Source organism: Nesterenkonia massiliensis (genome assembly GCF_000455245.1).
Lineage (GTDB): Bacteria > Actinomycetota > Actinomycetes > Actinomycetales > Micrococcaceae > Nesterenkonia > Nesterenkonia rhizosphaerae.
This window is the reverse complement of sequence record NZ_HG005165.1, coordinates 591,275-614,501: the sequence shown is the minus strand read 5'-3', so window position 1 is coordinate 614,501 and position 23,227 is coordinate 591,275. Positions and strand designations below refer to the sequence as shown.

The 23,227-nt window shown below is 62.6% G+C and carries 25 protein-coding genes; 19 read left to right on the top strand and 6 right to left on the bottom strand.

Annotated elements, in window-relative coordinates; translation table 11 throughout:
- The first annotated feature begins 46 nt into the window (after window positions 1-46).
- Entirely contained in the window at window positions 47-805 is a 759-nt protein-coding gene (locus TX78_RS14505) for a winged helix-turn-helix transcriptional regulator (RefSeq protein WP_049897356.1), read from the top strand.
- A 34-nt stretch (window positions 806-839) separates the two neighbouring features.
- Here the strand turns inward: TX78_RS14505 and TX78_RS12465 are convergent, their stop codons facing one another.
- Window positions 840-1,892, bottom strand: a complete 1,053-nt coding sequence (locus TX78_RS12465; protein ID WP_049897355.1) for a hypothetical protein — start codon at window positions 1,890-1,892, stop codon at window positions 840-842.
- Window positions 1,893-1,929: 37 nt separating this feature from the next.
- On the bottom strand, window positions 1,930-2,934 hold the full coding sequence (locus tag TX78_RS02815; protein WP_044493300.1) for an aldo/keto reductase family protein: 1,005 nt from the start codon (window positions 2,932-2,934) through the stop codon (window positions 1,930-1,932).
- A 162-nt stretch (window positions 2,935-3,096) separates the two neighbouring features.
- Between TX78_RS02815 and TX78_RS02810 the strand changes: the two genes are divergently transcribed.
- Window positions 3,097-3,654: a thioesterase family protein gene (locus TX78_RS02810; protein WP_044493298.1), complete on the top strand. Its 558-nt coding sequence runs from the start codon at window positions 3,097-3,099 to the stop codon at window positions 3,652-3,654.
- Window positions 3,655-3,687: 33 nt separating this feature from the next.
- Here the strand turns inward: TX78_RS02810 and TX78_RS02805 are convergent, their stop codons facing one another.
- Window positions 3,688-4,368: a GntR family transcriptional regulator gene (locus TX78_RS02805; RefSeq protein WP_044493296.1), complete on the bottom strand. Its 681-nt coding sequence runs from the start codon at window positions 4,366-4,368 to the stop codon at window positions 3,688-3,690.
- A gap of 91 nt (window positions 4,369-4,459) precedes the next feature.
- Between TX78_RS02805 and TX78_RS02800 the strand changes: the two genes are divergently transcribed.
- From TX78_RS02800 to TX78_RS02790, 3 genes are read left to right on the top strand one after another with little or no spacing between them, the layout of a single operon-like run.
- Entirely contained in the window at window positions 4,460-5,449 is a 990-nt protein-coding gene (locus TX78_RS02800; RefSeq protein ID WP_044493295.1) for a D-2-hydroxyacid dehydrogenase, read from the top strand.
- Between the two features lie 39 nt (window positions 5,450-5,488).
- Window positions 5,489-6,889 carry an amidase gene (locus TX78_RS02795; RefSeq protein ID WP_044493294.1) on the top strand — a complete coding sequence of 467 codons (1,401 nt, stop codon included), beginning with the start codon at window positions 5,489-5,491 and terminating at the stop codon, window positions 6,887-6,889.
- 37 nt (window positions 6,890-6,926) lie between these two features.
- Window positions 6,927-7,625 carry a potassium channel family protein gene (locus TX78_RS02790; protein WP_044493293.1) on the top strand — a complete coding sequence of 233 codons (699 nt, stop codon included), beginning with the start codon at window positions 6,927-6,929 and terminating at the stop codon, window positions 7,623-7,625.
- Here the strand turns inward: TX78_RS02790 and TX78_RS02785 are convergent.
- Window positions 7,622-8,578 carry a DMT family transporter gene (locus TX78_RS02785; RefSeq protein ID WP_049897353.1) on the bottom strand — a complete coding sequence of 319 codons (957 nt, stop codon included), beginning with the start codon at window positions 8,576-8,578 and terminating at the stop codon, window positions 7,622-7,624. The genes TX78_RS02790 and TX78_RS02785 overlap by 4 nt on opposite strands.
- A 344-nt stretch (window positions 8,579-8,922) precedes the next feature.
- Here TX78_RS02785 and rpmB point away from each other — a divergent pair, with 344 nt between their 5' ends.
- The 8 genes from rpmB (at window position 8,923) to TX78_RS13625 (ending at window position 14,989) form a co-directional block, all read left to right on the top strand.
- Window positions 8,923-9,159, top strand: coding sequence for a 50S ribosomal protein L28 (gene rpmB, locus TX78_RS02780; RefSeq protein ID WP_044493292.1), 237 nt, complete (start codon window positions 8,923-8,925; stop codon window positions 9,157-9,159).
- On the top strand, window positions 9,159-9,326 hold the full coding sequence (gene rpmG / locus TX78_RS02775) for a 50S ribosomal protein L33 (RefSeq protein WP_022872124.1): 168 nt from the start codon (window positions 9,159-9,161) through the stop codon (window positions 9,324-9,326). Before rpmB ends, rpmG begins: the two co-directional genes overlap by 1 nt.
- 2 nt (window positions 9,327-9,328) lie before the next feature.
- Window positions 9,329-9,634, top strand: coding sequence for a 30S ribosomal protein S14 (rpsN, locus tag TX78_RS02770; protein WP_044493285.1), 306 nt, complete (start codon window positions 9,329-9,331; stop codon window positions 9,632-9,634).
- Window positions 9,635-9,939: 305 nt separating this feature from the next.
- Entirely contained in the window at window positions 9,940-10,224 is a 285-nt protein-coding gene (locus TX78_RS02765; protein WP_044493282.1) for an HU family DNA-binding protein, read from the top strand.
- A 132-nt stretch (window positions 10,225-10,356) separates the two neighbouring features.
- Complete coding sequence (locus tag TX78_RS02760) at window positions 10,357-10,626, top strand: hypothetical protein (protein ID WP_044493280.1); 270 nt, start codon at window positions 10,357-10,359, stop codon at window positions 10,624-10,626.
- A complete protein-coding gene (locus TX78_RS02755; RefSeq protein WP_049897350.1) occupies window positions 10,623-12,755 on the top strand; it encodes a cytochrome c oxidase assembly protein in 2,133 nt (710 codons plus the stop codon). The genes TX78_RS02760 and TX78_RS02755 overlap by 4 nt, the downstream gene beginning before the upstream one ends.
- A 16-nt stretch (window positions 12,756-12,771) precedes the next feature.
- Window positions 12,772-14,727 carry an NHL domain-containing thioredoxin family protein gene (locus tag TX78_RS02750; protein ID WP_044493277.1) on the top strand — a complete coding sequence of 652 codons (1,956 nt, stop codon included), beginning with the start codon at window positions 12,772-12,774 and terminating at the stop codon, window positions 14,725-14,727.
- Window positions 14,728-14,848: 121 nt separating this feature from the next.
- On the top strand, window positions 14,849-14,989 hold the full coding sequence (locus TX78_RS13625; protein ID WP_158644287.1) for a hypothetical protein: 141 nt from the start codon (window positions 14,849-14,851) through the stop codon (window positions 14,987-14,989).
- A 44-nt stretch (window positions 14,990-15,033) separates the two neighbouring features.
- Here the strand turns inward: TX78_RS13625 and TX78_RS02745 are convergent, their stop codons facing one another.
- A complete protein-coding gene (locus TX78_RS02745; protein ID WP_081652510.1) occupies window positions 15,034-16,344 on the bottom strand; it encodes an arginine deiminase in 1,311 nt (436 codons plus the stop codon).
- Window positions 16,345-16,446: 102 nt separating this feature from the next.
- Here TX78_RS02745 and TX78_RS02740 point away from each other — a divergent pair, with 102 nt between their 5' ends.
- The gene (locus TX78_RS02740; protein WP_044493275.1) at window positions 16,447-16,878 is read left to right on the top strand and encodes an Lrp/AsnC family transcriptional regulator; all 432 of its coding nucleotides are present in this window, start codon (window positions 16,447-16,449) and stop codon (window positions 16,876-16,878) included.
- Window positions 16,879-16,903: 25 nt separating this feature from the next.
- Here the strand turns inward: TX78_RS02740 and TX78_RS02735 are convergent, their stop codons facing one another.
- Window positions 16,904-18,433, bottom strand: coding sequence for an HNH endonuclease signature motif containing protein (locus tag TX78_RS02735; RefSeq protein ID WP_044493274.1), 1,530 nt, complete (start codon window positions 18,431-18,433; stop codon window positions 16,904-16,906).
- Window positions 18,434-18,946: 513 nt separating this feature from the next.
- Here TX78_RS02735 and TX78_RS02730 point away from each other — a divergent pair.
- From TX78_RS02730 to TX78_RS02710, 5 genes are all read left to right on the top strand, one after another.
- Window positions 18,947-19,975 (top strand): ornithine cyclodeaminase, encoded by a 1,029-nt coding sequence (locus TX78_RS02730; protein ID WP_101750598.1) that lies wholly within the window; start codon window positions 18,947-18,949, stop codon window positions 19,973-19,975.
- Between the two features lie 3 nt (window positions 19,976-19,978).
- Entirely contained in the window at window positions 19,979-21,160 is a 1,182-nt protein-coding gene (gene ctlX, locus TX78_RS02725) for a citrulline utilization hydrolase CtlX (RefSeq protein ID WP_199765243.1), read from the top strand.
- A gap of 159 nt (window positions 21,161-21,319) precedes the next feature.
- A complete protein-coding gene (locus TX78_RS02720; RefSeq protein ID WP_044493270.1) occupies window positions 21,320-21,652 on the top strand; it encodes a cation:dicarboxylate symporter family transporter in 333 nt (110 codons plus the stop codon).
- Window positions 21,653-21,707: 55 nt separating this feature from the next.
- Window positions 21,708-22,184 carry a flavodoxin domain-containing protein gene (locus TX78_RS02715; protein ID WP_044493269.1) on the top strand — a complete coding sequence of 159 codons (477 nt, stop codon included), beginning with the start codon at window positions 21,708-21,710 and terminating at the stop codon, window positions 22,182-22,184.
- Between the two features lie 168 nt (window positions 22,185-22,352).
- Complete coding sequence (locus tag TX78_RS02710) at window positions 22,353-23,177, top strand: amino acid ABC transporter substrate-binding protein (protein WP_044493268.1); 825 nt, start codon at window positions 22,353-22,355, stop codon at window positions 23,175-23,177.
- The last annotated feature ends 50 nt before the right edge of the window (window positions 23,178-23,227 follow it).

Below are 23,227 nucleotides of genomic sequence, written 5' to 3'. Positions count from 1 at the left end.
AGCTGTATATGATCTGTTGACAGGGTTTCGCGGGGTGGGAGGACGTATGGAGAGTGCCGAAGCATCGGCAGCGCAGCCGCTGCTGCGCATCTCCTCACCCGTGCTGATCCTGGCTGGACCTTCGCCGGCTTCCAATGAACTGGCCCGGAGGCTGCGTGCCCTGGACGTCAAAGTCCTCAGCGCCCCCAGTGGATCTGCCGGATTAGGCATAGCGGAGGAGGAGGGAGTGAACCTCCTGGTGGCTGATGGCCGAACCTCACGTCGCGTCAGTGACCTGCAGGAGGCTCTATCCGGAATCCGGAGTGCGCGACCGGACTTGGTTGCGCTGTTCTGGTTCGATGCGGAGGCCGAGGATGCCGAGGTTCTGCAACTGTGTACCAGCGCTGATGACCATATGACCGGCACGGTGGGCGTAGCTGAAGCCCTACGTCGGCTGCATCTGCTCAGCGGGAGGCTCCCGGAGCGGCGCGAGGGAGAACGTCTGGTGGTAGGGGACCTCGAACTGGATACCACGACCCGCACGGTGACCCGGGCAGGCCGGGATATTGATCTCTCGGATACTGAGTTCCGGCTGCTTCGACTCTTGATGCGGCATGCACGCACAGTCCTGCCCAAGGCGGAGATTCTCCAGCAAGTCTGGGAGTACGACTTCGCGGGTCAGGCCAATATTGTCGAGCTCTACATCAGCTATGTGCGCAAGAAGATCGAGGCCGATATGCCGCGCATGATTCATACCGTCCGCGGCGCCGGGTATGTGCTTCGGCCTGCTGTGGTCCAGGAGGATCCCACCGGATCAGCAGGCTAAAAGGGTCTGACGCACCTGCCGAATCGGCGTCGGCTCATCCGTGCAGACGCCGGGAGAGGGTCAGCGAACCGACACCGAGCCCGATGATCAGCAGCGCCACAATCGTTAACGCGGCTGCCGCCTGAGCGTCCATACCTGTCAGTGCCAGATCATCACCCTCATCTTCAGAGTCAGTATCAGACTCTGGGAGCTCGCTCTCTGGCGTCTCTCCAGGTGTGGCAGAAGCTGTGGGCTCAACGCCAGCTCCCGGCAGCCAGGGCAGCATCGGGATACCTGGAACAGGGAGGAGAATGCTGGGCCTCTCTGGCCCTTGGCTAGGTGACGGGGCGCCCGGCACACTCGTCGGTACAGCGGTGGGCTGGCCATCGACACTCGGCGGCTCTGGCGGAGCCGCGGTTCCGGGCTGTTCGGTGGCAGGCTGCTCGGTAGCAGGCGGAGTGGTACTTGGTGTAGGAGTCAGCTCGGGGGACTGCGGCGGGCTGGTGGCACCCTCATCCGGGTCAGGAGATCCGGGGGGAGTAGGGCTCGGTGTCTCTCCGTAGACGGTGAAGAGAATCTGGCACGTATCTCGCTGGTCCTGCGAGTTGGTGCCTTCAACAGTGAAGAAGTCCTGTCCGGTGCCCACATAGCTCGACGGCGCGGTGTAGGTCACTTCATTGCCGCTGAGGCTGACACTGCCACCCAGCTGCGAACTAGTAGAGCCCAATGCCAAGGAGGTTCCCGGAGGCGCACTGATGAAGACGGAGACCGACGCGCCGGGAGGCACGCTTGAGTTGGAGCATTGGATATTCAGCGGCGGCGGTTCAGGAGACGGCTCTTCCGGTGGCTCAGTGGCGTCGTCGTCCTCGTCCTCCTCAGGAAGCGGCGATGTGGTCGGCTCGTCCGTCGTACCTGGATCCGGTGTCGGCTCAGTCGACTCCTGAGTGTCCTCGCCTTCTTCCTCCTCAGCGGTGGGCGAGGGATCAGCAGTCAGAGCGGCCGCGGAAGAAGTATCTTCCGGGGCAGCAAGAGCCGCAGCAGGGGCGCCTAGGACCAGCGCGCTGATCAGCGCGCAGCAGGCGGCAGTGCGTTGGATAGGGGCAGCCACGGTGACAAGTTTACGTCAGGGCAGCAGTGCAAAGTGCCTAGGCCAGTCGCGCCGGCGGAGACTTGGTCAGAGCGGGGTCGTCCTGGGCCAGATGACCGACCACCGCATCAATGGCCTCCATGGTGGAACCATCCAGCTCGACACCTGCTGCGGCAACATTCGAAGCAATCTGCTCGGGACGTGAAGCCCCGACTAGGGCGGACGCAACATTCGGGTTCTGCAGCACCCAGGCGATGGCCAGCTGGGCCAAGGTGAGGCCATGGTCCTCGGCAATGGGCTTCAGCTTCTGTACCGCAGTCAGGATCTCCTCGGTGAGGTACTTCTCAATGAACTGCGCACCGCCGTCCTTATCTGCAGCACGGGAGCCCTCTGGCCAGGGCTGGCCCGGCAGGTATTTGCCGGTGAGCACGCCCTGAGCGATGGGGGACCACACGATCTGGCTGATGCCCAGCTCCTCAGAGGCAGGGATGACCTCGGGCTCGATGACTCGCCAGAGCATGTTGTACTGCGGCTGGTTGGAAATCAGCCGAATGCCCAGTTCCTTGGCCAGCGCGTGACCGGCGCGCAGCTGTTCGGCGTTCCACTCGGAGACGCCGATGTAGAGCGCCTTGCCCTGCCGGACAACATCGGCGAAGGCCTGCATGGTCTCTTCCAGCGGAGTCTCGAAGTCATAGCGGTGAGCTTGGTAGAGGTCCACATAATCGGTGCCCAAGCGCTGCAGGGATCCGTTGATGGACTCCATGATGTGCTTGCGGCTCAGGCCGGTGTCATTGTGGCCCTTGGGGCCAGTGGGGAAGTAGACCTTGGTGAAGATCTCCAGGGACTCGCGGCGCTGGCCCTTCAGGGCGTCGCCGAGGACCTGCTCGGCCACGGTGTTGGCATAGACATCAGCAGTGTCGAAGGTGGTGATGCCTGCCTCGAGCGCGGCATGGACGCACTGCGTGGCGACATCCTGCTCGACTTGCGCGCCGTGGGTCAGCCAGTTGCCGTAGGTGATTTCTGAGATCTTGAGACCGCTGTTGCCGAGATACCTGAACTCCATGCGGTCAGCCTAACTCCATGTCAGTGTCCCCGCCATAGAGTCAAGGACTTCACTTGCAGCTCAGGCGGTGCCTGGGTCTGTGGCAGAGGCTTTCACCGGGGCGCGGGCCTCTGGTCAGATTGCCGCCTTTCATGTTACCGGTCAGTCACATAGCATGTGGCTATGAATGTGATCTTCCGAACTCTGCTGATCCTGCTCAAAGCCCGACGACGCCCCCGCGTCTCTCCCTGGGAGTCCACAGAGATCACCCTCAGAGCGCTGCCCACGGATGTCGATATGCTGATGCATATCAACAACGGTCAGTACTTTTCGCTCTTTGATCTGGGGCGCTATGACCTGATGGCCAGATCGGGACTGTGGAAGGCAACCCGGCAGCGCGGCTGGCACCCCGTGGTGCAGGCCGAGCAGGTCACATTCAGAAAATCAGTGAACTTCTGGACCAAGTTCCAGATCTTCAGCAAGATCATCGGAATAGATGATCGCTGCTTCTACATCGAGCACCGCGTGGTGGTGGACGGGGAAATCTATGTTCGGGCCTTCGTGGCCGGTCGGTTCATCGGGGAGGCAGGGCCAGTCAGTAACGAGGACATCCTGCAGATGGCTCAAGAGATTGGGCATCCGGCGCCGGCTGACTTCGAAGTCAGCGAAGAGCTCCAGCGCTGGCGACGGGAGTCCGCGCTGCCGGCCGCGCGCCGGCCCGCCCCGCACACCGGATTCTGACACCATCTCGCGTGGGGCGCACCGCTCCCGAACCTAGGCCAGCGGGCGGATGAGGCGGTCGAGCGCTTCTTTCATATGCGACTCCACTGCTTCGACCAGTGCTGCGTCATTGTTCTCTGTGATTGCCTCGGCGATCAGTCGGTGTTCGTGAACCTGATCCTCCGGGTCGCGATAGGTGCCCTCCAGTGCGGTGAGACACATGCGAGTTTCGACCATGAGGGTTTCATGCATCCGTTGCAGGCGGGGGCTGCCGGAGGACGCGACAAGTGTCTCGTGGAAATGCAGATCGGCATCGGAGAGTTTCTCCAGGTCGCCTGCCTCAGCCTCTGTCTGCATGGCGGTGCAGGCCTCTCGCAGGTCATTCGCTGCTGCTTCAGTGCGCTCTGGATTATCGAGCCCGGCGCGAATGATCAGTCGCCCGCAGGAGGTTTCGATGGCAGTGCGGGCAGTGTAGAGATCACGAATCTCATCCTCGTCCAGTTCTTTGACAAAAAGACCTCTGTTGGGCTCACTGCGCACTAGTCCTTCTTGCACCAGCCGCTGCATCGCCTCTCTGAGTGGGCCGCGACTGACGCCGAATTGTGCGGCAAGGGTCACTTCCGAGAGCTGGGTCCCCGGAGCCAGGCTGCCGTACATAATTCCCTCGCGCAGTTGGCGGGTAATCAGTCCGGCAGTGGATTCCCGGTGGACCCGCTGGAACGAGGTGGCAGACATGAAAACTCCGTAGGCAACAAGGGTGGTCGATAGCGCGGTAGCACTGTGAGGATTGTTGACAATCTTCGCAGGGCTTCCCTAGTGTAGCAACATGTCAGAGCCCCATCCGGTGATCACCGTGCTTTGCCCTACTGATCCCGACGTCGAGCTGCGTACCCCTCCGGGGCTGGACTCACTGCGCGAGCAGGCCCAGATCCGCATCACCGACCCGGAGCATCTGGCTGAGGACATCAGCGGCAGCCACGTGCTATTCCTCTGGGACTTCTTCTCCGAGGCAGTGCAGCAAGCCTGGCCGCATGCCGATTCGCTTCAGTGGATCCACGTCGCTGCCGCCGGGGTGGACACCCTGCTTTTTGATGAGCTCGCCGACTCTTCGGTCACTGTGACCAACGCCCAGGGCATCTTTGATCGGCCCATCGCAGAGTGGGTGCTCGGGGCGGTGCTGGCTGAAGCCAAGGACTTTACTGGAAATTATCGGAACAAGACGCAGAAGCGCTGGGATCATCGGGAGACCAAGCGTGCTGAGGGCGCACAAGCGGTCATCATCGGCACCGGTGCCATCGCCCGGGAGATTGCCAGGTTGTTCAGCGCAGTGGGGATCGAGGTCATCGGCGCCGGCCGCACTGGCCGGGACAGTGATGAGGATTTCGGCGTCGTCGTGCCTTCTGGCTCCTTGGAGGACCATGTGGGTGAAGCCGACATCATCGTCAATGCCGCCCCGCTCACTCCCGCCACGGAAGGGCTGATCGGTCCGGTGACCCTGGCGGCGGCCAAGCCCGGAGCGCATTTGATCAATATCGGCCGCGGCGCGTCGGTCAATGAGGAGGAACTCGCCAAGGCGCTGCGCGGGGGGCCACTCGGTTTCGCTTCGCTGGACGTCTTTGCCGAAGAACCGCTGCCGCAGGACTCGCCCCTATGGGAGCTGGAGAACGTGATGATCAGCTCCCACATGTCAGGTGACGTGCTCGGTTGGAAAGAAGCACTGGCGGATCAGTTCCTGGCCAATGCCCGCAGGTGGCTGGCGGGGGATCAGTTGTTCAATGTGGTGGATAAGACCAAGGGCTACGTGCCGCGTCACTAGCGACTGTCGGTTCCCGGCGGCGAAAGGGGAGGGAAGCCCATGACGGACCTTGCGGAGCTCAGCGCAGCAGAGTTGCTCAGCGGCTATGCGCACGGAGAATTCACTCCGGTGGACGCCACCCAGGCTGCCCTTGACCGTATCGCCCAACGCGACGGTGACCTCAACGCCTTCGTCCTGGTAGACGAACAAACTGCTCTCACGGCTGCGGAGGCGTCCGCGGCCCGTTGGCGCAGTGGGGAGACCCTGGGACCAGGCGACGGCGTCCCGACCTCGATCAAAGACATCTTCCCCACCACCGGGTGGCCAACCCTGCGTGGAAGCAAACTGATCGACGAGGCAGGCCCCTGGGAGTTCGACGCCCCGTGCGTTGCCAGACTGCGGGAGACTGGTGCGGTACTGCTGGGCAAAACAGCCACACCGGAATTCGCGTGGAAGGGAGTGACGGACTGTCCGCGCAACGGCGCCACCTCGAATCCCTGGAACCCCACTCTCCACGCCGGCGGGTCATCTGGCGGATCCGCTGCAGCGGTGAGCGCGGGAATGGGCCCCTGGTCAGTGGGTACCGACGGCGGCGGCTCAGTCAGGATTCCGGCCTCCTTCACCGGGACAGTAGCCATCAAACCCACTTATGGCACTGTGCCGATGTTCCCCTCCTCACCGTTTGGAACCCTGGCTCACGCCGGACCCATGACGCGGACTGTCACCGACGCAGCCCTGCTGCTGGATATCATCGCCGGCTTTGACTCCCGGGACTGGTCGGCGCTGCCCACCCCACGGTCATCTTTCACCGACGGGCTCGGGGATGGGGTGGCGGGACTGCGCATCGCCTATTCGCCCGCACTGGGCTTCGGGGAGAACCACCCGGAGGTGGAGCAGGTGGTGACAGAGGCGGTGGGACTGTTCGAGGAGGCTGGCGCCGTCGTTGATCAGGTGGACCCCGGTTTTGAGGACCCTGTAGAGGCTTTCCACGTGCTGTGGTTCACCGGTGCGGCGAAGGTGCTTGAGGTATACGGTCCCGATGCGCTGGGTGAGATTGACCCGGGGCTGCGTGCCAGAATCGAACAATACCGCGGCGCCACAGCCAGCGATTATCTCGACGCTACCGCCGTGCGGATGTCAATGGGGGTGCTGATGGGAGCATTCCATGAGGAATATGACCTATTGGTGACACCGACCATGCCGATTCCGGCCTTCGACTGTGCTCGACAGGCCCCTTCAGGGTGGAAAGCTGACCTGTGGACCTCATGGACGCCGTATACCTATCCGTTCAATATGACTCAGCAGCCGGCGGTCTCGGTGCCCTGTGGACTGACCTCCAGCGGCTTGCCGGTGGGGCTGCAGATCGTCGGGGCCCGCACCCAGGACCGTCTGGTGCTGCGAGCGGCCCGGGCTTTCGAAATCGCGTCAGGAGAGCGCTTTACCCGCCCGGTTCCGGCCTGAGGCCTAAGCTCGTCAGGCGCGGGCTAGGCTCGAGGGCATGGGGAAGATCTTCAACAATCAAGTTGGTTTTGACCGCTGGAACCGCGGTACCGAGTGGCCCATGGCGATCATCTCCCTAGTTTTCCTAGGGGTCTATGCCTATGTGGTGATCGGTAACCTGCGGCCTTCGGATACTGACTGGCCCGAGGTGCTGATGAATGCGATCTGGGTGCTCTTTGCCCTGCATTACGTCATCTCGCTCATTCTGGTTCCGCATACCGGGCGCTGGTTCCTGACCCATCTGCATGAGCTGGCCATTGTGGTGCTGCCCTTTCTGCGTCCACTGCGACTGCTGCGCCTGGTCACGCTGCTTTCGGTGCTGCAGCGCTCCGCCGGGGCGGTCCTCCGCGGGAAGATCACCCTGTACGTGGGGTTTACCTCCGGTCTGCTGGTGCTCATCGCGGCGCTGGCCATCCTTGATGCCGAACAGAACCACCCGGAGGCCAACATCACCAGCTTCGGCGACGCCACCTGGTGGGCTGTGGTCACTATCACCACGGTCGGGTATGGCGATCACTATCCGGTGACTGATCTTGGACGATGGATCGCAGTGGGCCTGATGATTGCAGGCCTCGGCCTCATCGGTTCGATCACCGCAACACTGGCGAGCTGGTTTGTGGAAAAGGTCCGCGAAGCTGCCCAGGAACATGAGTCAGCGGTGGTCCACGAGCAGGCCACCAGCCAGGCTGAGGGTTAAGCGCCGGCTCGGAGCTGATTCCTGCGTCGCGGTCTCCACTGGGCCAGTGCCACGCCGGTGAGGCAGATCGCGCCGCCGGTAATAGCCAGCGGCGGCGGGACTTCGCCCAGGGTCAGCCAGGACATCACGACGACGACGGCGGGGACCGTGAGGGTGGCTGAGGCAACACGACCGGTGGGGAACCGGGTCATGGCGTAGCCCCAGAACCAGAAGCCCAGCGCAGTGGGGCCAATGCCCATATACACCGCGCCCAGCAGGGTTGCGGTGCTGATGCCATCGCCGCTGCCGGTCCAGCCCAGCTCGGAGAAGGTCTGCGGAAGGAAGGGTAGAAGTGCCAGCAGGCCGGAAGTGCAACCCAGCCAGGTGGCGGTGAGTGGGTCGGTGTGCTGCAGTGCCAGCTTCTGCACCATCATGCCAGCGGCATACAGCACAGCTGCAGCGAAGCCGATGAGCAGCCCGGCGACGGCGAGCTGGCCGGTGCTGCCAGCTGCGGTGATGAACCCGATACCGGAGAGCGAAACCAGCATTCCCAGGAAGAGCCGGCGCGGGAAGGCCTCCTTAAAAACGACGACGGCGGCCACACCCACCATCAGCGGTGCCAGGTTGACCACCATCGCCACAGTCCCGGCATCCAGGAAATGACCTGCCCAGTTAAAGGCCAAGGTGTACACCGCGAACCAGATCACGCCGAAAGCCGCTGTCAGCAGCAGCCCGCGCGGACCTGGCATCTTCGGGCGGCCCCGCCGGGAAATCAGCACCAGGGCTGACAGGGTGAGGGATCCCGCGAAGAGCCTGATCAGAGCCAACGGACCAGGGGAGATGTCCACTGCCGCCGCACGCATAATGACGAAGGTGGAGGCCCACATCAGCACAGTTGTCACAATCGCGGCCACAGGGAGCAGGGGCGCAGCTGGTTTGTCCTCAGCAGCGGCGGAGGCAGGGGCAACGGTCACTGCATGATCATCTCAGGAGAATCGTCGCAGCACCGGCTTTGCCGAATGCGATCAGCCGGGATACCATTGACAGTCGCAAGCTGAACTGTGCTGTGCCCGGAAACGGGTTCGGCTCCGGAAAACAGTCCAGCCCTGTGAAGCCTGGATTCCAGCGCACCACAGACAACACCGTCAAGGCACTTCGGTTGGATCTCACCCAGCCTGGTCGTCCTCGTACGTCACGGTGATTCAAAGGTGGCGGGACTCGGCTCAACGATTGCGTCCTTCACAGTCTGCTGTGCAGAAGAGCGTGTTCGCGGGTACCGCCCGTTACATCTACGTACTGATAGTTAAGAGGAGTGATCATGGCAGCACGTTGCCAGGTGACGGGAGTGACGCCGCAGTTCGGCAACCAGATCTCCCACTCGCACCGCCGCACCAAGCGCCGGTTCGACCCGAACATCCAGAAGAAGACCTACTGGGTGCCTTCGCTGGGTCGTAAAGTGACCCTGAACCTGTCCGTTAAGGGCATCAAGACCATCGACGTGCGCGGTATCGACGCCGTCGTCGCCGACCTTCTGAAGCGTGGTGAGAAGATCTAATGGCAAAAGATAAGGACGTACGTCCCATCATCAAGCTGAAGTCGACCGCCGGCACCGGGTTCACCTACGTGACCCGTAAGAACCGTCGCAATAACCCCGACCGCATCGTGCTCAAGAAGTACGACCCCGTGGTCCGCAAGCACGTCGACTTCCGAGAGGAGCGCTGATCATGGCTAAGAAGTCCAAGATCGCAAAGAACGAGCAGCGCAAGGTCATCGTTGAGCGTTACGCCGAGAAGCGCGCCCAGCTGAAGAAGACCCTCGTTGATCCCAACGCATCTGACGAAGAGCGCGAGGCAGCTCGCGTGGGCCTGCAGAAGCTGCCCCGCGACGCTTCCCCGGTCCGCGTCCGCAACCGCGACAGCATCGATGGTCGCCCCCGCGGTACCTTCCAGAAGTTCGGTATTTCGCGTATCCGTTTCCGCGAGATGGCTCACAAGGGTGAGCTGCCGGGCATTACTAAGTCCTCTTGGTGATGCTGGCCTAAGCCGCTGAAGCAGCATAAGCGGGGTCTCCTTCGGGAGGCCCCGCTTTTTGTTTGCGCGCACGGGCCCCGCCGGAAACACAGAGGGCTGCAGGAACAGGCGAAGAGCGCCTCAACGGTCCGCTGGCAGCGGAATGACGGCCCCAACACGCTGTACACGCCCGATTTCATGCGGGTTTGACCCCCGCTGCGTGGTAAGTTGCCTTTCTGAAAGCCCAAAGGGCCTCCCGATCCGCGGAAATCCGCGGATTTTCCGGACCAATGGGAACTCATAGAACAGTCCAGGAGGACACAGTTATGGCACTGAACCGCAGCGAGCTCGTCGCAGCCGTCGCCGAGAAGTCCGGCAACTCCCAGGCCGCCGTCAACGGCGTGCTGGATGCCGTCTTCGAGGTCTTCACCGAGCAGGTCTCCAAGGGCGAGAAGGTCTCCATCCCCGGTTGGCTGTCCGTGGAGCGCACCGAGCGTGCCGCTCGTACCGGCCGCAACCCCCAGACCGGCGAGACCATCCAGATCCCCGCTGGTTACTCCGTGAAGCTTTCCGCAGGCTCCAAGCTGAAGGCTGCCGCTTCCGGCAAGTGAGCTTTCACGCTCGGCTAGCATCACGCTAGCCCCGAATACGACGACGGCTCCTGACCTGTAATGGGTCAGGAGCCGTCGTCGTCTGGTGTCACGTGGGGTGCGCCCCAGTTCTACCGGGCGTAGAATTCTGGTATGGCATCTGGCCCCCTCCCTCTCCCGCTCACCGCAGTCTCCCAAGTGGGGGCGATGGCCGCGGACGCGCCGACCTGGGCACCGATCGTTTTCGCCGCCGGAGCCTTCGCGGTGGTCGTCCTTGTCCTGATTCTGATGCGCCAGAAGCTCAAGCAGTCAGAATCCTGGCACAAGGACCACGAGGGGCCGGGTTCCGAGAATCTGGGCCCCGGGCAGTCCGATGCTGAGGACGACGCTGAGGACCACCGGCCGGGAGACGAAGCCCGGTGACAACTCAGACTTCTTCGCGGCGGGCCCTCTGGGCGGCGCCGCTTCCGCTGACCGCGCTGACGCTCGCTACTGGTTTGGCGGCGTTGATCCTGGCTGCGGTGCTTACTGGTATGGGCCGTTCCGGGGTGATTTCCAATCCCGGCCTGCTGACTCAGTGGGGGCTGCCGGTGGCGCGTTATGTCCACCACATCTCCATGGCGGTGGCGGTCAGCGCGGCGATCCTTGCCGCCGTCGCGATTCCGGCCCGCACAGGTCCTAGACAGCGACAGAAACGCTGGGCGGGCCAGGAGCACCCGTTGTTCTCTCGGGCCGTGCTGATCGCCCAGTCTGCCTCGGTCGTTTGGACGATGGCGGCACTAGCGGTGCTGGTGCTCTCTTTCTCGGCCTTGGCCGGCCTGCCGGTTTCAGCTGGCGAGGGCTTCTCTGCCGGTTTCTTCGACTACGCGGTCAACATCGCGACCGGCCAGGCTTGGCTGAGCATCGTGCTGATCGCAGCACTGTTCTCCACACTGGTGGCGGCAGTGCGCAACCCGGCCGGGCTTGGCTTCACCGCGGTACTAGGGTTGGGCGCCATTGTTCCCATGGCCATGGTGGGGCATTCGGCCTCTGGAGATGATCACACTGCAGCTGTGAACTCTCTGGGACTGCACCTGCTGGGCGTGGTGGTCTGGGTGGGGGGCCTGCTGGTGCTTGCCCTGCTTGCCCCGCAGATTGCGCGCACTGCGCAGGAGCTGACCGCCCGCGATCAGGGCGGTCCCCAGATCCTGGGTACTCTGCTTCGTCGGTACTCGGTGCTGGCGGGGCTGGCGCTGGTCACGGTGGCGGCCTCGGGAGTGGTCAATGCGGACTTACGCATTGAGAACCTGCAGCAGCTGGTGAATACCCCATATGGTCTGCTGCTAGTGCTGAAGGCAGCGGCCACTGTGATGCTGGCGGCCATCGGCTGGATGCACCGAGCCTGGATCATCCCACGACTGGCCGGACCGCATACTGGAGCTGGCGCTCCGCGCGGTGAGGGCTCCGAGGTCTCTACCAGCTACACAACATCACGGCTGCTATGGCAGCTGATCTTGGTGGAGGCCGCCATCATGACTGCGGTGATCGGCATCAGCGCGGTGCTGGGCCGGACCCCACCGCCGGTTTCCGAGGACCTGCCACCAGATGCCACGCCGGCGCGTATTCTCACCGGCTACCCGCTGCCTCCCTCTCCTGAACTGGCGAACTACTTCACCCAGTGGCGCATTGATTGGCTGTGGCTGGCGGTCATCATCTTCCTCGCCGTCTGGTACGTCCGGGCTACTGTCCAGGTGCGACGCCGCGGTATCCGCTGGCCGCTGCCGCGTGCAGCCGCTTGGCTCTTCGGGCTGCTGATCCTCTTCTGGGTCACCTCCGGTGGACCCGCCGTCTATGGGATGGTGCTGTTCTCTGGCCACATGGTCCAGCACATGACGTTGACCATGGTGGTGCCGATATTCCTGGTGCTCGGCTCTCCGGTCACGCTGGCCATGCGCGCCCTGACACCTCGCTCAGACGGCACTCGCGGTGCCCGCGAGTGGATCCTGTGGCTGGTGCATTCGAAATGGTCCAAGCTGGTGACTCACCCGGTGGTGGCAGCAGTGAACTTCGGCGGCTCGATCGTGTTGTTCTACTACACGCCGGTCTTCGGATGGTCGCTGGAATATCACCTGGGGCACGTCTTCATGACGGTGCATTTCTTACTCACCGGCTACATCTTCGCACTGGTATTGATCGGCAGAGACCCGCTGCCCAGCCGCCCGCCGCATTTCCTCAGAGTCATCATCCTGCTGGCAACTATGGTCTTCCATGCGTTCCTGGCGGTAGTGATCTCCGGTTCTGAGGAGCTGATTCAGGCCGCCTGGTTCGGCAATATGGGCCATGGCTGGTTCCCAGCGCTGATGGACCAGCGACGCGGCGGTGAACTGATGTGGGGACTCGGCGAGATTCCGGCGGTGCTGATGGGCGTCATCGCTGCGGTGCAGTGGTCCAAAGACGACACCCGAGAGAGCAAGCGCCTGGACCGTGAGGCTGACCGCAGTGGGGACGCCGAGCTGGAAGACTACAACCAGATGTTTGCTGCGATGAACCAGCGGAACAACCTAGGACGATGACACGTTGGGGGAAAGTATGACTGAGACTATCCAGCGCAGCGCACGTGTGCGGGCTTCGGAGCTGATCGGCCGAGGCTGGCTGAACACCGGAGGTAAGCAGGTCACCCTCGAGGACCTGCGCGGCAAAATCGTCATTCTCGATTTCTGGACCTTCTGCTGCATCAACTGCCTCCATGTGCTGGACGAACTGCGTCCGCTGGAGGAGCGTTTCCACGATGTGCTGGTCACCGTGGGCGTGCACTCGCCGAAGTTTGAGCATGAGGCTGACCCCGATGCGCTGGCCGCTGCGGTGGAGCGCTACGAGATCGAACACCCTGTCCTGGATGACCCTGAGCTGGTCACCTGGCAGAATTACTCCGCCCGGGCCTGGCCCACATTGGTGGTCATCGACCCCGAGGGCTACATTGCCGCTTCTCTCTCCGGTGAGGGCCATGTGGCGGGTCTGACCTCACTGGTGGAGGAGCTCGCGGCTGAACATGAGGCGAAGGGCACACTGCATCGCGGTGACGGACCCTATGTCGCACCCGAGCCGGTCTCTCGGACCCTGCGCTTCCCCAGCAAAGCTGTGCCGGTGAACCGGACTCTGGGTGCCGACGACGACGCCCCTGGCCGATTCCTGGTAGCCGACACCGGACATCACCGTATTGTGGAGCTGGCCGGTGATCTGGAGACGGTCACCCGTTCCTGGGGAACTGGTGAGAAAGGCTACGGTGACGGCGGGCCCGAGTCCGCGCAGTTCAATGAGCCCCAGGGCCTGGCGCTGCTGCCGGAGAAGCTGGCTGCCGAAGTCGGCTATGACATTGTGGTGGCCGATACGGTCAACCACCGGCTTCGCGGAATCAACGTGACTACCGGTGACGTCACCACGCTGGCTGGAAACGGTGTGCAGCGACTGTTGGATGCTGAGCGGACCCGCAGCGACGTCGTCGTCGGTTCCTTGGGAACCGATCCGTTGAACGTCTCGCTGTCCTCCCCCTGGGATGTGCTCTGGAGCGATACCACCGGCCGGGTCATTGTGGCCATGGCCGGTACTCACCAGATCTTCAGCTTTGATCCGTTGACTGGTGAGCTGGCGGTGTACGCAGGCACTGGCCTTGAAGGTCTTGTCGACGGCGAGGCGGGGGAGTCCTGGTTCGCGCAGACCTCCGGGCTGACCGAGGACGCCGCCGGTGATATATGGATTGCTGATTCTGAGACTTCGAGCCTTCGGGTGCTGCGAGTGAGCCAGTCTCCAGAGGCACCGGCAGTGGAGACTGTGGTCGGTGAAGGACTCTTTGACTTCGGTTTCCGTGACGGGGATCCTGCTCAGGCCCGACTGCAGCACCCACTGGGTGTCACCGCACTTCCGGACGGATCAGTCCTGGTAGCTGATACCTATAACGGCGCCATCCGCAGGTACCAGGCGGAGCACCTGGCTGCTGATGGCAGCACTGTGCCGGCGCAGGTGTCCACCGTGGCACGCGGGCTGAAAGAACCATCAGATGTGCTGCTGGACGCGGACGGTACAACCCTCTTAGTAGTGGAGACCAACGCCCACCAACTGGTACGCATCGCGGTGCCGGAGGAGTACCTGTCTGTGGATGAGGGTGCTGCGCAGACGCAGCGTCCGGCCACAGCAGTTGCTCCGGGCCAGGTGCAGCTCAGCGTGGGCTTCTCAGCACCTACCGGCCAGAAGCTCGATGACCGGTGGGGAGATCCCACCCAGCTGCAGGTTTCATCGACTCCAGCTGAACTGTTGATGGAGGGATCGGGCACCTCTGTGGGGCTGCAGCGCACTTTGCAGCTGAACTCTGAGATTTCTGCAGGGGTTCTGCATATCACTGCCCGAGCTGCGGCATGCGACGGTGCACCGGGTGAGGAGATCCCCATGCACGCTGCCTGCCACCTGTACCAGCAGGACTGGGGCATCCCGGTCACGCTGGAAGAGGGGGGAGACTCCGAGCTTCACCTGGACCTCCGCGGTGTGAGGTAGACGTCCATGTCAGTCGAAGGGCAGGGGCGGCAGCGCCCCCCGTCTTCCGCGGTTCTGGACGGGAATTCACTCGGCTGTCACGCTGGCGTTCCTCGCTGACCTCTGGCGCAACGAGGGTGATGTGCTGGCACGTTTGTTGATCTACCTCATGCTGGCTGGACTCGCTGCCTTTATGGTGCTGCGGTATGTCGCATCGCAGGAAGAGATCCCGGGCAGCGAGGGCGAGCAGGACACAGAGGGTGAGCAGGAACACAGGGGATGAGCCCGGTAGCCCATCGCGGGGTTAGCAGCAGCCGGTGAGTCGGGTTACACCGGGTCGCGTTGGGTGGGACAACTCATGCAGCGGGGGCCACCTCGACCTCGACCGAGTTCTGCGCCTGGAACTTCATGGACTTCAATCCCTGAATCGCGCAGAAAGGCGTTGGAGGTGGGTGTCCGGTCATAGGTGATGACCACACCGGGTTCAAGTGCCAGGGCGTTACAGCCGTCATCCCACTGTTCCCGGGCCGCGGAGTGCAGGTCCTGCTCCGGAGTGAGGATGCGCAGGTGATCGAGTCCCAGCGCATCGGCAATTGCGGCGTGCATGCGTTCTGGCGGGTGGTCCTGGATTTTCAGCTCTGGGTCTACGCCATTCTCGCGTGGAGTGATGGTGTAGGACGGCAGTGTCCCAAGTCCTGCGTATTCGATGAAGGACCGTTCATCCACCATGGTCATCACCGTGTCTAAGTGCATGAACTCGCGTGACTTGGGCATACTCAGTGCCACCACGCGGTCAGCCGAACCCTCGGCGAAGAGCCGCTTCGCCAGGCGTTCCACGCCCTGCGGGGTGGTGCGTTCGCTCATCCCGACCAGAACTGCGCCGTCGCCCAGAACCAGCACATCCCCACCTTCTACAGTGGCCTGACCGTCTGTGAGGCCGTCAGACCAGCGCTGCCAGCTCGTAGAAGCGAAGCGGGGATGCCATCGATAGATTGCTTCATAGGTGATGGCTTCCCGAGTGCGGGCCGGCTTCTGCATGGAGTTCACAGCCACACCGTCGTAGACCCAGCATGAGGCATCGCGGGTGAAGAGGTGGTTCGGCAGTGGAGCCACCACAAGGTCATCCATCGCGAGGGCATGGATGACCACGGACCGGGGTTCAGCGGTGAGTTCCAGAAGTTCCCGCTTGGTGAGCCCGCTGATGACTAACTCTGCGAGGTCGGCGTGCGGCATTGAATCGGCCAGCTCCCGAAGCAGCGGGGCGGCGGCCGGGCCGAAGAGGCGCTCATCGAAGGTGTGGTCGAGGACAAACTGGCGGGCCTGCGGCACCGAAAGAGTCTCAGTCAGGAGCGTATCGAGGTAGAGGACGTCTGCCCCTGCTTCACGAAGCACGTGGCAGAACTGATCGTGTTCTTCCTGAGCGCGTCGGACCCACAACAAATCGTCGAAAAGCAGATCGTGCTTGGTCTCGGGGGTCAGTCGCAGCAGCTCTACTCCCGGACGGTGAACGATCACCTGGCGCAGTCGTCCAACTTCAGAACCTACGAACGGTCCACTCTGATGCGGTCGTTGGGCTAGCGGGCTGCCGGGAACAGCCTTCTCGGCGGTCTGCTCACTGTCGGTGACTGTTTCAACCATGGGCTCCACAGTAGAGGGATGGATGTACGGCGGACAGGTGCGTGGTGCATATTTTTGTGCAATCAGCTGTCGCTTTGAACGCTGAGAGTTAGCATTCTGTTCATGGAGAGACTCACGGACCTGGACCGTCGCCTGATAGCAGCCTTGCGTAAGGATGGGCGTGCGCCTATCTCATCGCTGGCCCAGCAGTTGGGCGTTTCCCGTGCCACTGTCACCTCCCGTATCGAGAAGCTCACTGCATCTGGGGTGATCGTGGGATTCAGCGTGCGCGTGCGGGAGGATGCGGATCTCTCCAGGGTGCGAGCGATTTCGTTTATCGAAGTAGCAGGCACCAATACTGATCGGGCGATCGATGAACTGCGTGGTTTGCCGGAGATCATCGCCTTGCACACCACCAACGGCGCCTGGGATCTGGTGGCGGAAATCAGCTGTACGGATCTGCGCGATCTGGACAGGGTGCTTCGCCTCATGCGGGGCGTGAAGGGAGTTCTCAACAGTGAGACCTCGTTGCTGCTCAGTTCAGTGGTGACGTAGCAGGACTGCTGCCCGGCGCGCACGATTACGCAGCAAGGTCATAGCGCACGGGCATGGGCGCGGACCAGATGAAGTCTGGTCTTGCCGGGTGCCCCGGAGCTGGGCCCGGTGGTTCGGGTTCGGGCTCGGGCTCGGTCTTGGGCCCGGCGTTGTGGGGCTGTTGTTTATCCGGTGGGTGGAGGAAGCCGTGGGATTTCATCCGGTGATGACGCCGGCATAACGCCCAGAGGTTGTCGGCGGTGGTTTCTCCGCCGTGTTCCCAGGGGGTTTGGTGGTCGATGTCGCAGCGCTCAGCGCTGATGGTGCACCCATCGGCTTGGCAGGTCCCGTCCCGGAAGATCAGCGCGTCGCGTAGGTGCTCTGGTGGGTACCGGCCGATATACCGAGCACTGAGCAGGTCATACTCGGCGTTCCTAGAATCCTTGCGGGTATGGCCTTGGTACCAGTGGTGGTTGGCTTCGGGGTCTGCGGCGAGGTTCCTGGCCTGGTGGGCGGGGATCATCCATGACCGATCTGCTGCCATCGCCGGCTCATCACTGTCACCGGTGAGGGTGGCCTCGGGGATCATGATCATGATCTTGGCATCAACCGCGGCGTCATAGACGCGTCCATCGCGAAGCCATGCGGTGAGGAGGTCTGCTTCCCGCTGAGCAAGGGTGCGAGGGTCACCGGTGCGTGGGTCCGTGGTGCGGGGGTCTGTGGTGCGGGGGTCCGAAGTTTGAGGATCGGAGGTAGGGCCGTCAGTGGTACTGGAGTGGGCGCCACTGGCGTCCTTTGGAGCTGCGGTCGGGCTGCCCTGTCCTGGGTTGCCGTGTGCGATGCCTGGTTCCGCGGCCCCAGGGTCTGCCTGGCGGTGTTCAGTCGCGGTGTCCCCGCTCGAGGTGTGCTGGTCGAGTCCGCGGGCCGCAGCTTTGAGTCGCTTCTCAATAGCGGCAGCTTCCAAGGTGGGGATGTAGGCCTGGAGGTAGCTCATCCCGTGGGACTGGTGCTGAAACCTCACGAACCGGGACTGGGTTTCTTTCTCACAAGCCCTGGCGTAGGCCTCTGGGTCGAGTGAGGCGATGTAGCGGGTGAGCCAGTGATGAAACTCTGAGAGACTACGGCGTTGGGCTTGTTCTGCCGCGGCCTGGTCCAGTTGTCGCAGCACGTGATCAGGCAGGCTACTGGTGGTGGCGGCGTCGACGGTTTTCCGCACCCGGGGCAGGTTAATAAGACCCTCACAGAATGCTCCCCACGTGCGGGGGAGAAGGCGCTTAGCGTCCTGTGTGGTGTTCAGGACAGTGGTCGCGGTGCGGTCACTGGTCCCGAGGATCCGGGCGGCATCACGAACAGCGGCACGGTCTGCCTCAGACCGGGTGACCAGGGGTTCCTGGGCATAATGCGTGGCAGTCCGTTGCCGGTAGTCAAGAAGTGCGGTGATGGTGGCTGCTTCAGCTCGCCGTGCAGCGACCTGCTGCTCCCAGGCTGCAGACAGTTCTGGTTCCCCGGCGAGGGCTCTCAGGTGCTCAGGCATAGGAGGGGCACTGCTGGCGCTGCTGGTGGAAGAAGCTGCCATGGTAATCACCCCTGTCCCTGTGCCGGCCTTGCGGCCTGGCCTTATACCTATGCGCACATGCCTGCGTGCACCTGTCTGCGTGGTTGGCTTCGCGCTCGCCTGTGTGGCTGTCGTCCTGGCTGTTTACTTGGGTTTCGCCCTGCGGCACTGTCGCCACATAGAATCTATGTTCTATTATTCCATGCTTCAGCGTGATGGTCGAGGGGTTTTGATGAGTTTTTTCGCTCTTTGGTGTTTCTGGGTGATCATGCCGAGCGAGCGCGCCTCCGTTGAGGCACCAGACGCGTCTCCGCAGCCGAAAGACCGCGCCACCATGCTCTCGCCCGTCCGTCATCGTCGTTCGTCACTCATGGCCGCTCCGCCGCATCCCGGCGCGTGGCAATCTGTCACCACCGGCTGATCGGTCTGCTCAAGAACTAGGCAAAAGTCAGACATTTCTGCTCTGTTGCACGCACATCGATATTCCTAGTGTTGGTTCCATCAGCCCCAGCCCGTCTCAAGATGGAGGAAACCATGACTCAGTTCGTCGACGTCGCCCATATGGTCCAGTGGATCCAGAACCGGGGCGTAGAGCCCATCATGACTGGCATGGTCGAGTACCTCGAGTCTGACTTCAGCCGCTGGGAGAGCTTCGACAAGATCCCGCGCATCGCCAGCCACACCCCCTTCGGGGTGATCGAGTTGATGCCCACCTCAGATCACGAGACCTACGGCTTCAAATACGTCAACGGGCACCCGTCCAACCCTGCGCGGGGGTTCCAGACTGTCACGGCATTCGGCGTGCTAGCGGACGTGGACAATGGCTACCCGACTTTTCTGGCCGAAATGACTCTGCTGACCGCACTGCGCACCGCTGCTACCTCGGCCATGACCGCCAAGCGCCTTGCGCGGGCGGATTCCAGGGTGATGGCCATGATCGGCGCAGGATCCCAGGCAGAATTCCAGGCACTGGCCTTCAGAGCCGTCCTGGGCATCGAGGAACTCCGCGTCTTCGACATCGACCCGCATGCCATCTACAAGCTGCGCCGCAATCTCGAACCACTCGGATTCCGGATCACCACTGCCACCGACGCTGATGATGCGGTGACCGGTGCTGACATCATCACCACCTGCACTGCAGACAAAGCTGTCAACACCATCCTGGCAGACCGCCAGGTCCGCCCCGGCGTCCACATCAATGCCGTAGGAGGCGATTGTCCCGGCAAGACCGAGCTAGACTCCCGCATCCTGGACCGGGCCCGGGTCTTTGTGGAGTATCCGGAACAGACCCGCATCGAAGGCGAAATCCAGCAGAAGCCCGCGGACTTCCCGGTCATTGAGTTCTGGCGGGTGCTCACCGGAGCCGAACAGGGCCGTCGCAACGATGAAGACATCACTCTCTTCGACTCCGTCGGATTCGCCATCGCCGACTTCTCGGCACTGCGCTATCTGCGTGATGACACCGTTGGTTCATCACTGCAGACCAGTATCGACCTCATTGCAGACCCGGAGGACCCCAAAGATCTCTTCTCCCTGGTGACCTCGCTGAAGCCGGTGGGCTGAGCTATGTCAGAGCCCCCGGCATTGACCTCGCATCCGCCGGTGACTGTGACAGCGGCATCACCGGTCGCGCCGTCGGCCGCTGTGGACCACCGAATGGGGCGAGCTGGGCACAGCGTTGTTGCATACGAGCAGACCAACGACGACGGCGGCTCCTCTGCCAGGGCCCTCATGAAGGGGTACGAGGCAGCTGGAGACCCGCAGCTGGCAGCCCGAGTAGTGATGGTCCGGCCGCATCACTTCAGGCCGAACCCGGTGACCGCCCAGGACAACGCCTTTGGAGCGGAAATCACCGAGGATCCGGTGCTGGTGGGCAAGCGTGCCCACGGGGAAGTCTCCAGGCTCGCCGAGCAGCTTCAGCGGGCCGGCGTCGGCGTGGAACTTTTCGAAGACACCGGAACTGTCACGCCCGACAGCGTGTTTCCCAATAACTGGTTCAGCACGCACGCCGATGGCCGGCTGGTGCTCTATCCGATGTTCGCCCCGAATCGGCGCGGCGAACGCCGGAGGGAGATCGTGGAGCACCTGAAGGATCGCTACCGCGTCACAGAGGTGCTGGACCTCTCCGGCGCCGAAGAGCACGGCGCATATCTAGAAGGTACCGGAGCGATGGTGCTGGACCACGCCAGCCGGACCGCCTATGCGTGCTATTCCCAGCGTATTACCGCGACTCTGTTCTTCCGCTGGTGCAATGAGTTCATGTACGAGCCCGTACTGTTCCATGCCGCTGACAAGACCGGCACACCGGTCTATCACACTAATGTCATGCTCAGCGTGGGCAGCGCCAACCTTGAGCATGGTCTAGCGGTGATCGGCAGCTCGATGATCCACAGCCGGTACGAGCGCGACGCAGTCCTGGACCGACTGCGCAGCTCGGGACGCACCGTAGTGGAACTGAACGAGACGCAGATCCGAAGCTTCGCCGCCAATGTGCTTCAGCTGCAGGGCCGCCACGGACCGGTTCTGGTGATGTCGACGACGGCGCGTGCCAGCTTTACCGCCACACAGCTCCAGCAGTTGGAAGCCAAGGCGCAGATTATTGCTGCGGAGGTCCCCACTATTGAACGAGCCGGGGGATCAGTGCGCTGCATGCTTGCGCAGAACTACCTTTCGCCGCAGGCTCCCAGGAAGACGTGGGGTTACGGAAACTCAGCTGAAACATCCCGCCGGTACCCTCGTCTCTCATGACTGAGGCCAGCAGCCAGAAGCCCTCACTGTGGCGCCGTTACCTAGGGATCTCACTGATCTGAAACTGGCCGTAGCCCTGGTGCTAGGCGTGGTGGCCAAGCTGGATCTTCGGCCCTGATATTGCCGTGATCGCGGTAGTGGTGGGCGAGACCGGAACCGATGCTGACCGCCTTTGTCACCCGTTCTTCCGGGGGCACCCTGCCGGTGGGTATCCAGGCCGCCGAGCGTCTAGGGGTGCGTAAGGGTGTCTACTCCTTCACCCTGCCACTGGGTTCGAACGTGAACATAGACGGCACCGCTATCTACGTCGGCGCTGCCACGGTCTTCGTTGCCAATGTCACCGGCACGGACTTGAGCCTGACCCAGATCGTCACCGGCGATCTGACCTGCACCCGGGTCGTGGCAAAAACCGAGCCCGGCATGCTGGCCGAACCCGAGGCTGCCGCTGACACAGCAAGGTCCGACGGCGCAGACTCACCACCTCAGACCTGATATCCGCGATAAGCTGAGGCCAGCACCGAAGTCCCTGGCGAAAGGTGAAAGATCCATGACCACCATGGTCGTAGTCGCGAGCAAACACGGTTCCACGGCGGAGATCGGCGAGCGCATCGCCTCCACGCTCAGTGCCCGCGGCGTCAAGGCACACGTCAAGGACGTCGGGGAAGCGGGCAAGTGGCTCTACGAGACCGATAACGTCGTCGTCGGCATGCCTGTCTACCGGCAGAAGCTGCTAGGCGCTGGAACCCTGTTCCTGGAGGCCCACCGCACAGAGCTGATGGGCAAGCCGCTTTTCCTCTTCGCCGTTGGCGGAGGACCGGTGCTCGCCCCAGAACTGACCGAGCGGCTGAAGCAGTTCCCGCATCGGGAGATCGCCTACTTCCGCGGGGCCCTGGATGCTGAGAAGCTCAGCTTCCTGGAGAAGCTGCAACTGCGTGCAGCGCGGCAGCCCAATAACGCTGACTACCGCGACTGGCCGGCTGTGGAGGACTGGGCCAACTCGCTGATCGCCTACGGCATCAGCTAAGCCGACAGGTCCCGGCGCCAGCGGATAATCCTCCTGAGATGGGGATTTAATAGCGGCGTTCGGTGGTTTGACTTATGGCGTAACGAAAAGTGCGCGCTGAAGCTTGCGGGGTGTTAGCGTACACCCTCGTTGCACGCTTCCATGTCCTTGAGAAAGAGCACTAAACCCATGAGCTTCCGCCGTCATTCTGTACTCGCCGTCACTGGTATCGCCGCACTTGCTCTAGCTGCCTGCGGTAACGACTCCGCGGAGCCGGCTGCCGAGCCCACCGCAGAGGAGACCTCCGGCGGCGTGAGCCTGGAGCAGGTCCAGGAATCCGGTCTGACGGTGGGCACCGAAGGAACCTACCGTCCCTTCACCTTCCACGAGGGCGGTTCCGGTGACCTGACCGGCTATGACGTAGAGATCATCGAAGCCGTGGGTGAGAAGCTGGACATCGATATCCAGTTCCAGGAAACCCAGTGGGACGCGATGTTCGCCGGCCTGGACGCCGGCCGCTTTGACGTCATCGCCAACCAGGTGTCAATCACCGAGGAGCGTCAGCAGAACTACCTCTTCTCCGAGCCCTACACCGTCTCCAACGGTGTGATCGTCACCCTTGCCGATAATGATGAGATCAGCAGCTTCGATGACCTCGACGATAAGACCACCGCTCAGTCCCTGACCTCTAACTGGTACGAGCTGGCAACCGAGTCCGGTGCCAATGTTGAAGGTGTCGAAGGCTGGGCTCAGGCTGTGGCGCTGCTGGAGCAGGGCCGGGTTGATGCGACCATCAATGACAAGCTCACCTTCCTCGATTACCAGACCACCGAGGACAACGAGAACATCAAGATCGCGGCTGAAACCGATGACCACTCCTATGCTGGTTTCATCTTCCGGCAGGGCAGTGAGACGTTGGTCGAGGCCTTCGATGAGGCTCTGGCCGAGCTGGCCGAGGAGGGTACGCTGACTGAGATCAGCGAAAAGTACTTCGGCGCTGACGTCTCTCAGTAGTCCCGCAGTGCGGCACCAAGATCCGCGCCCGACTCGAGGAAAGGCAACCT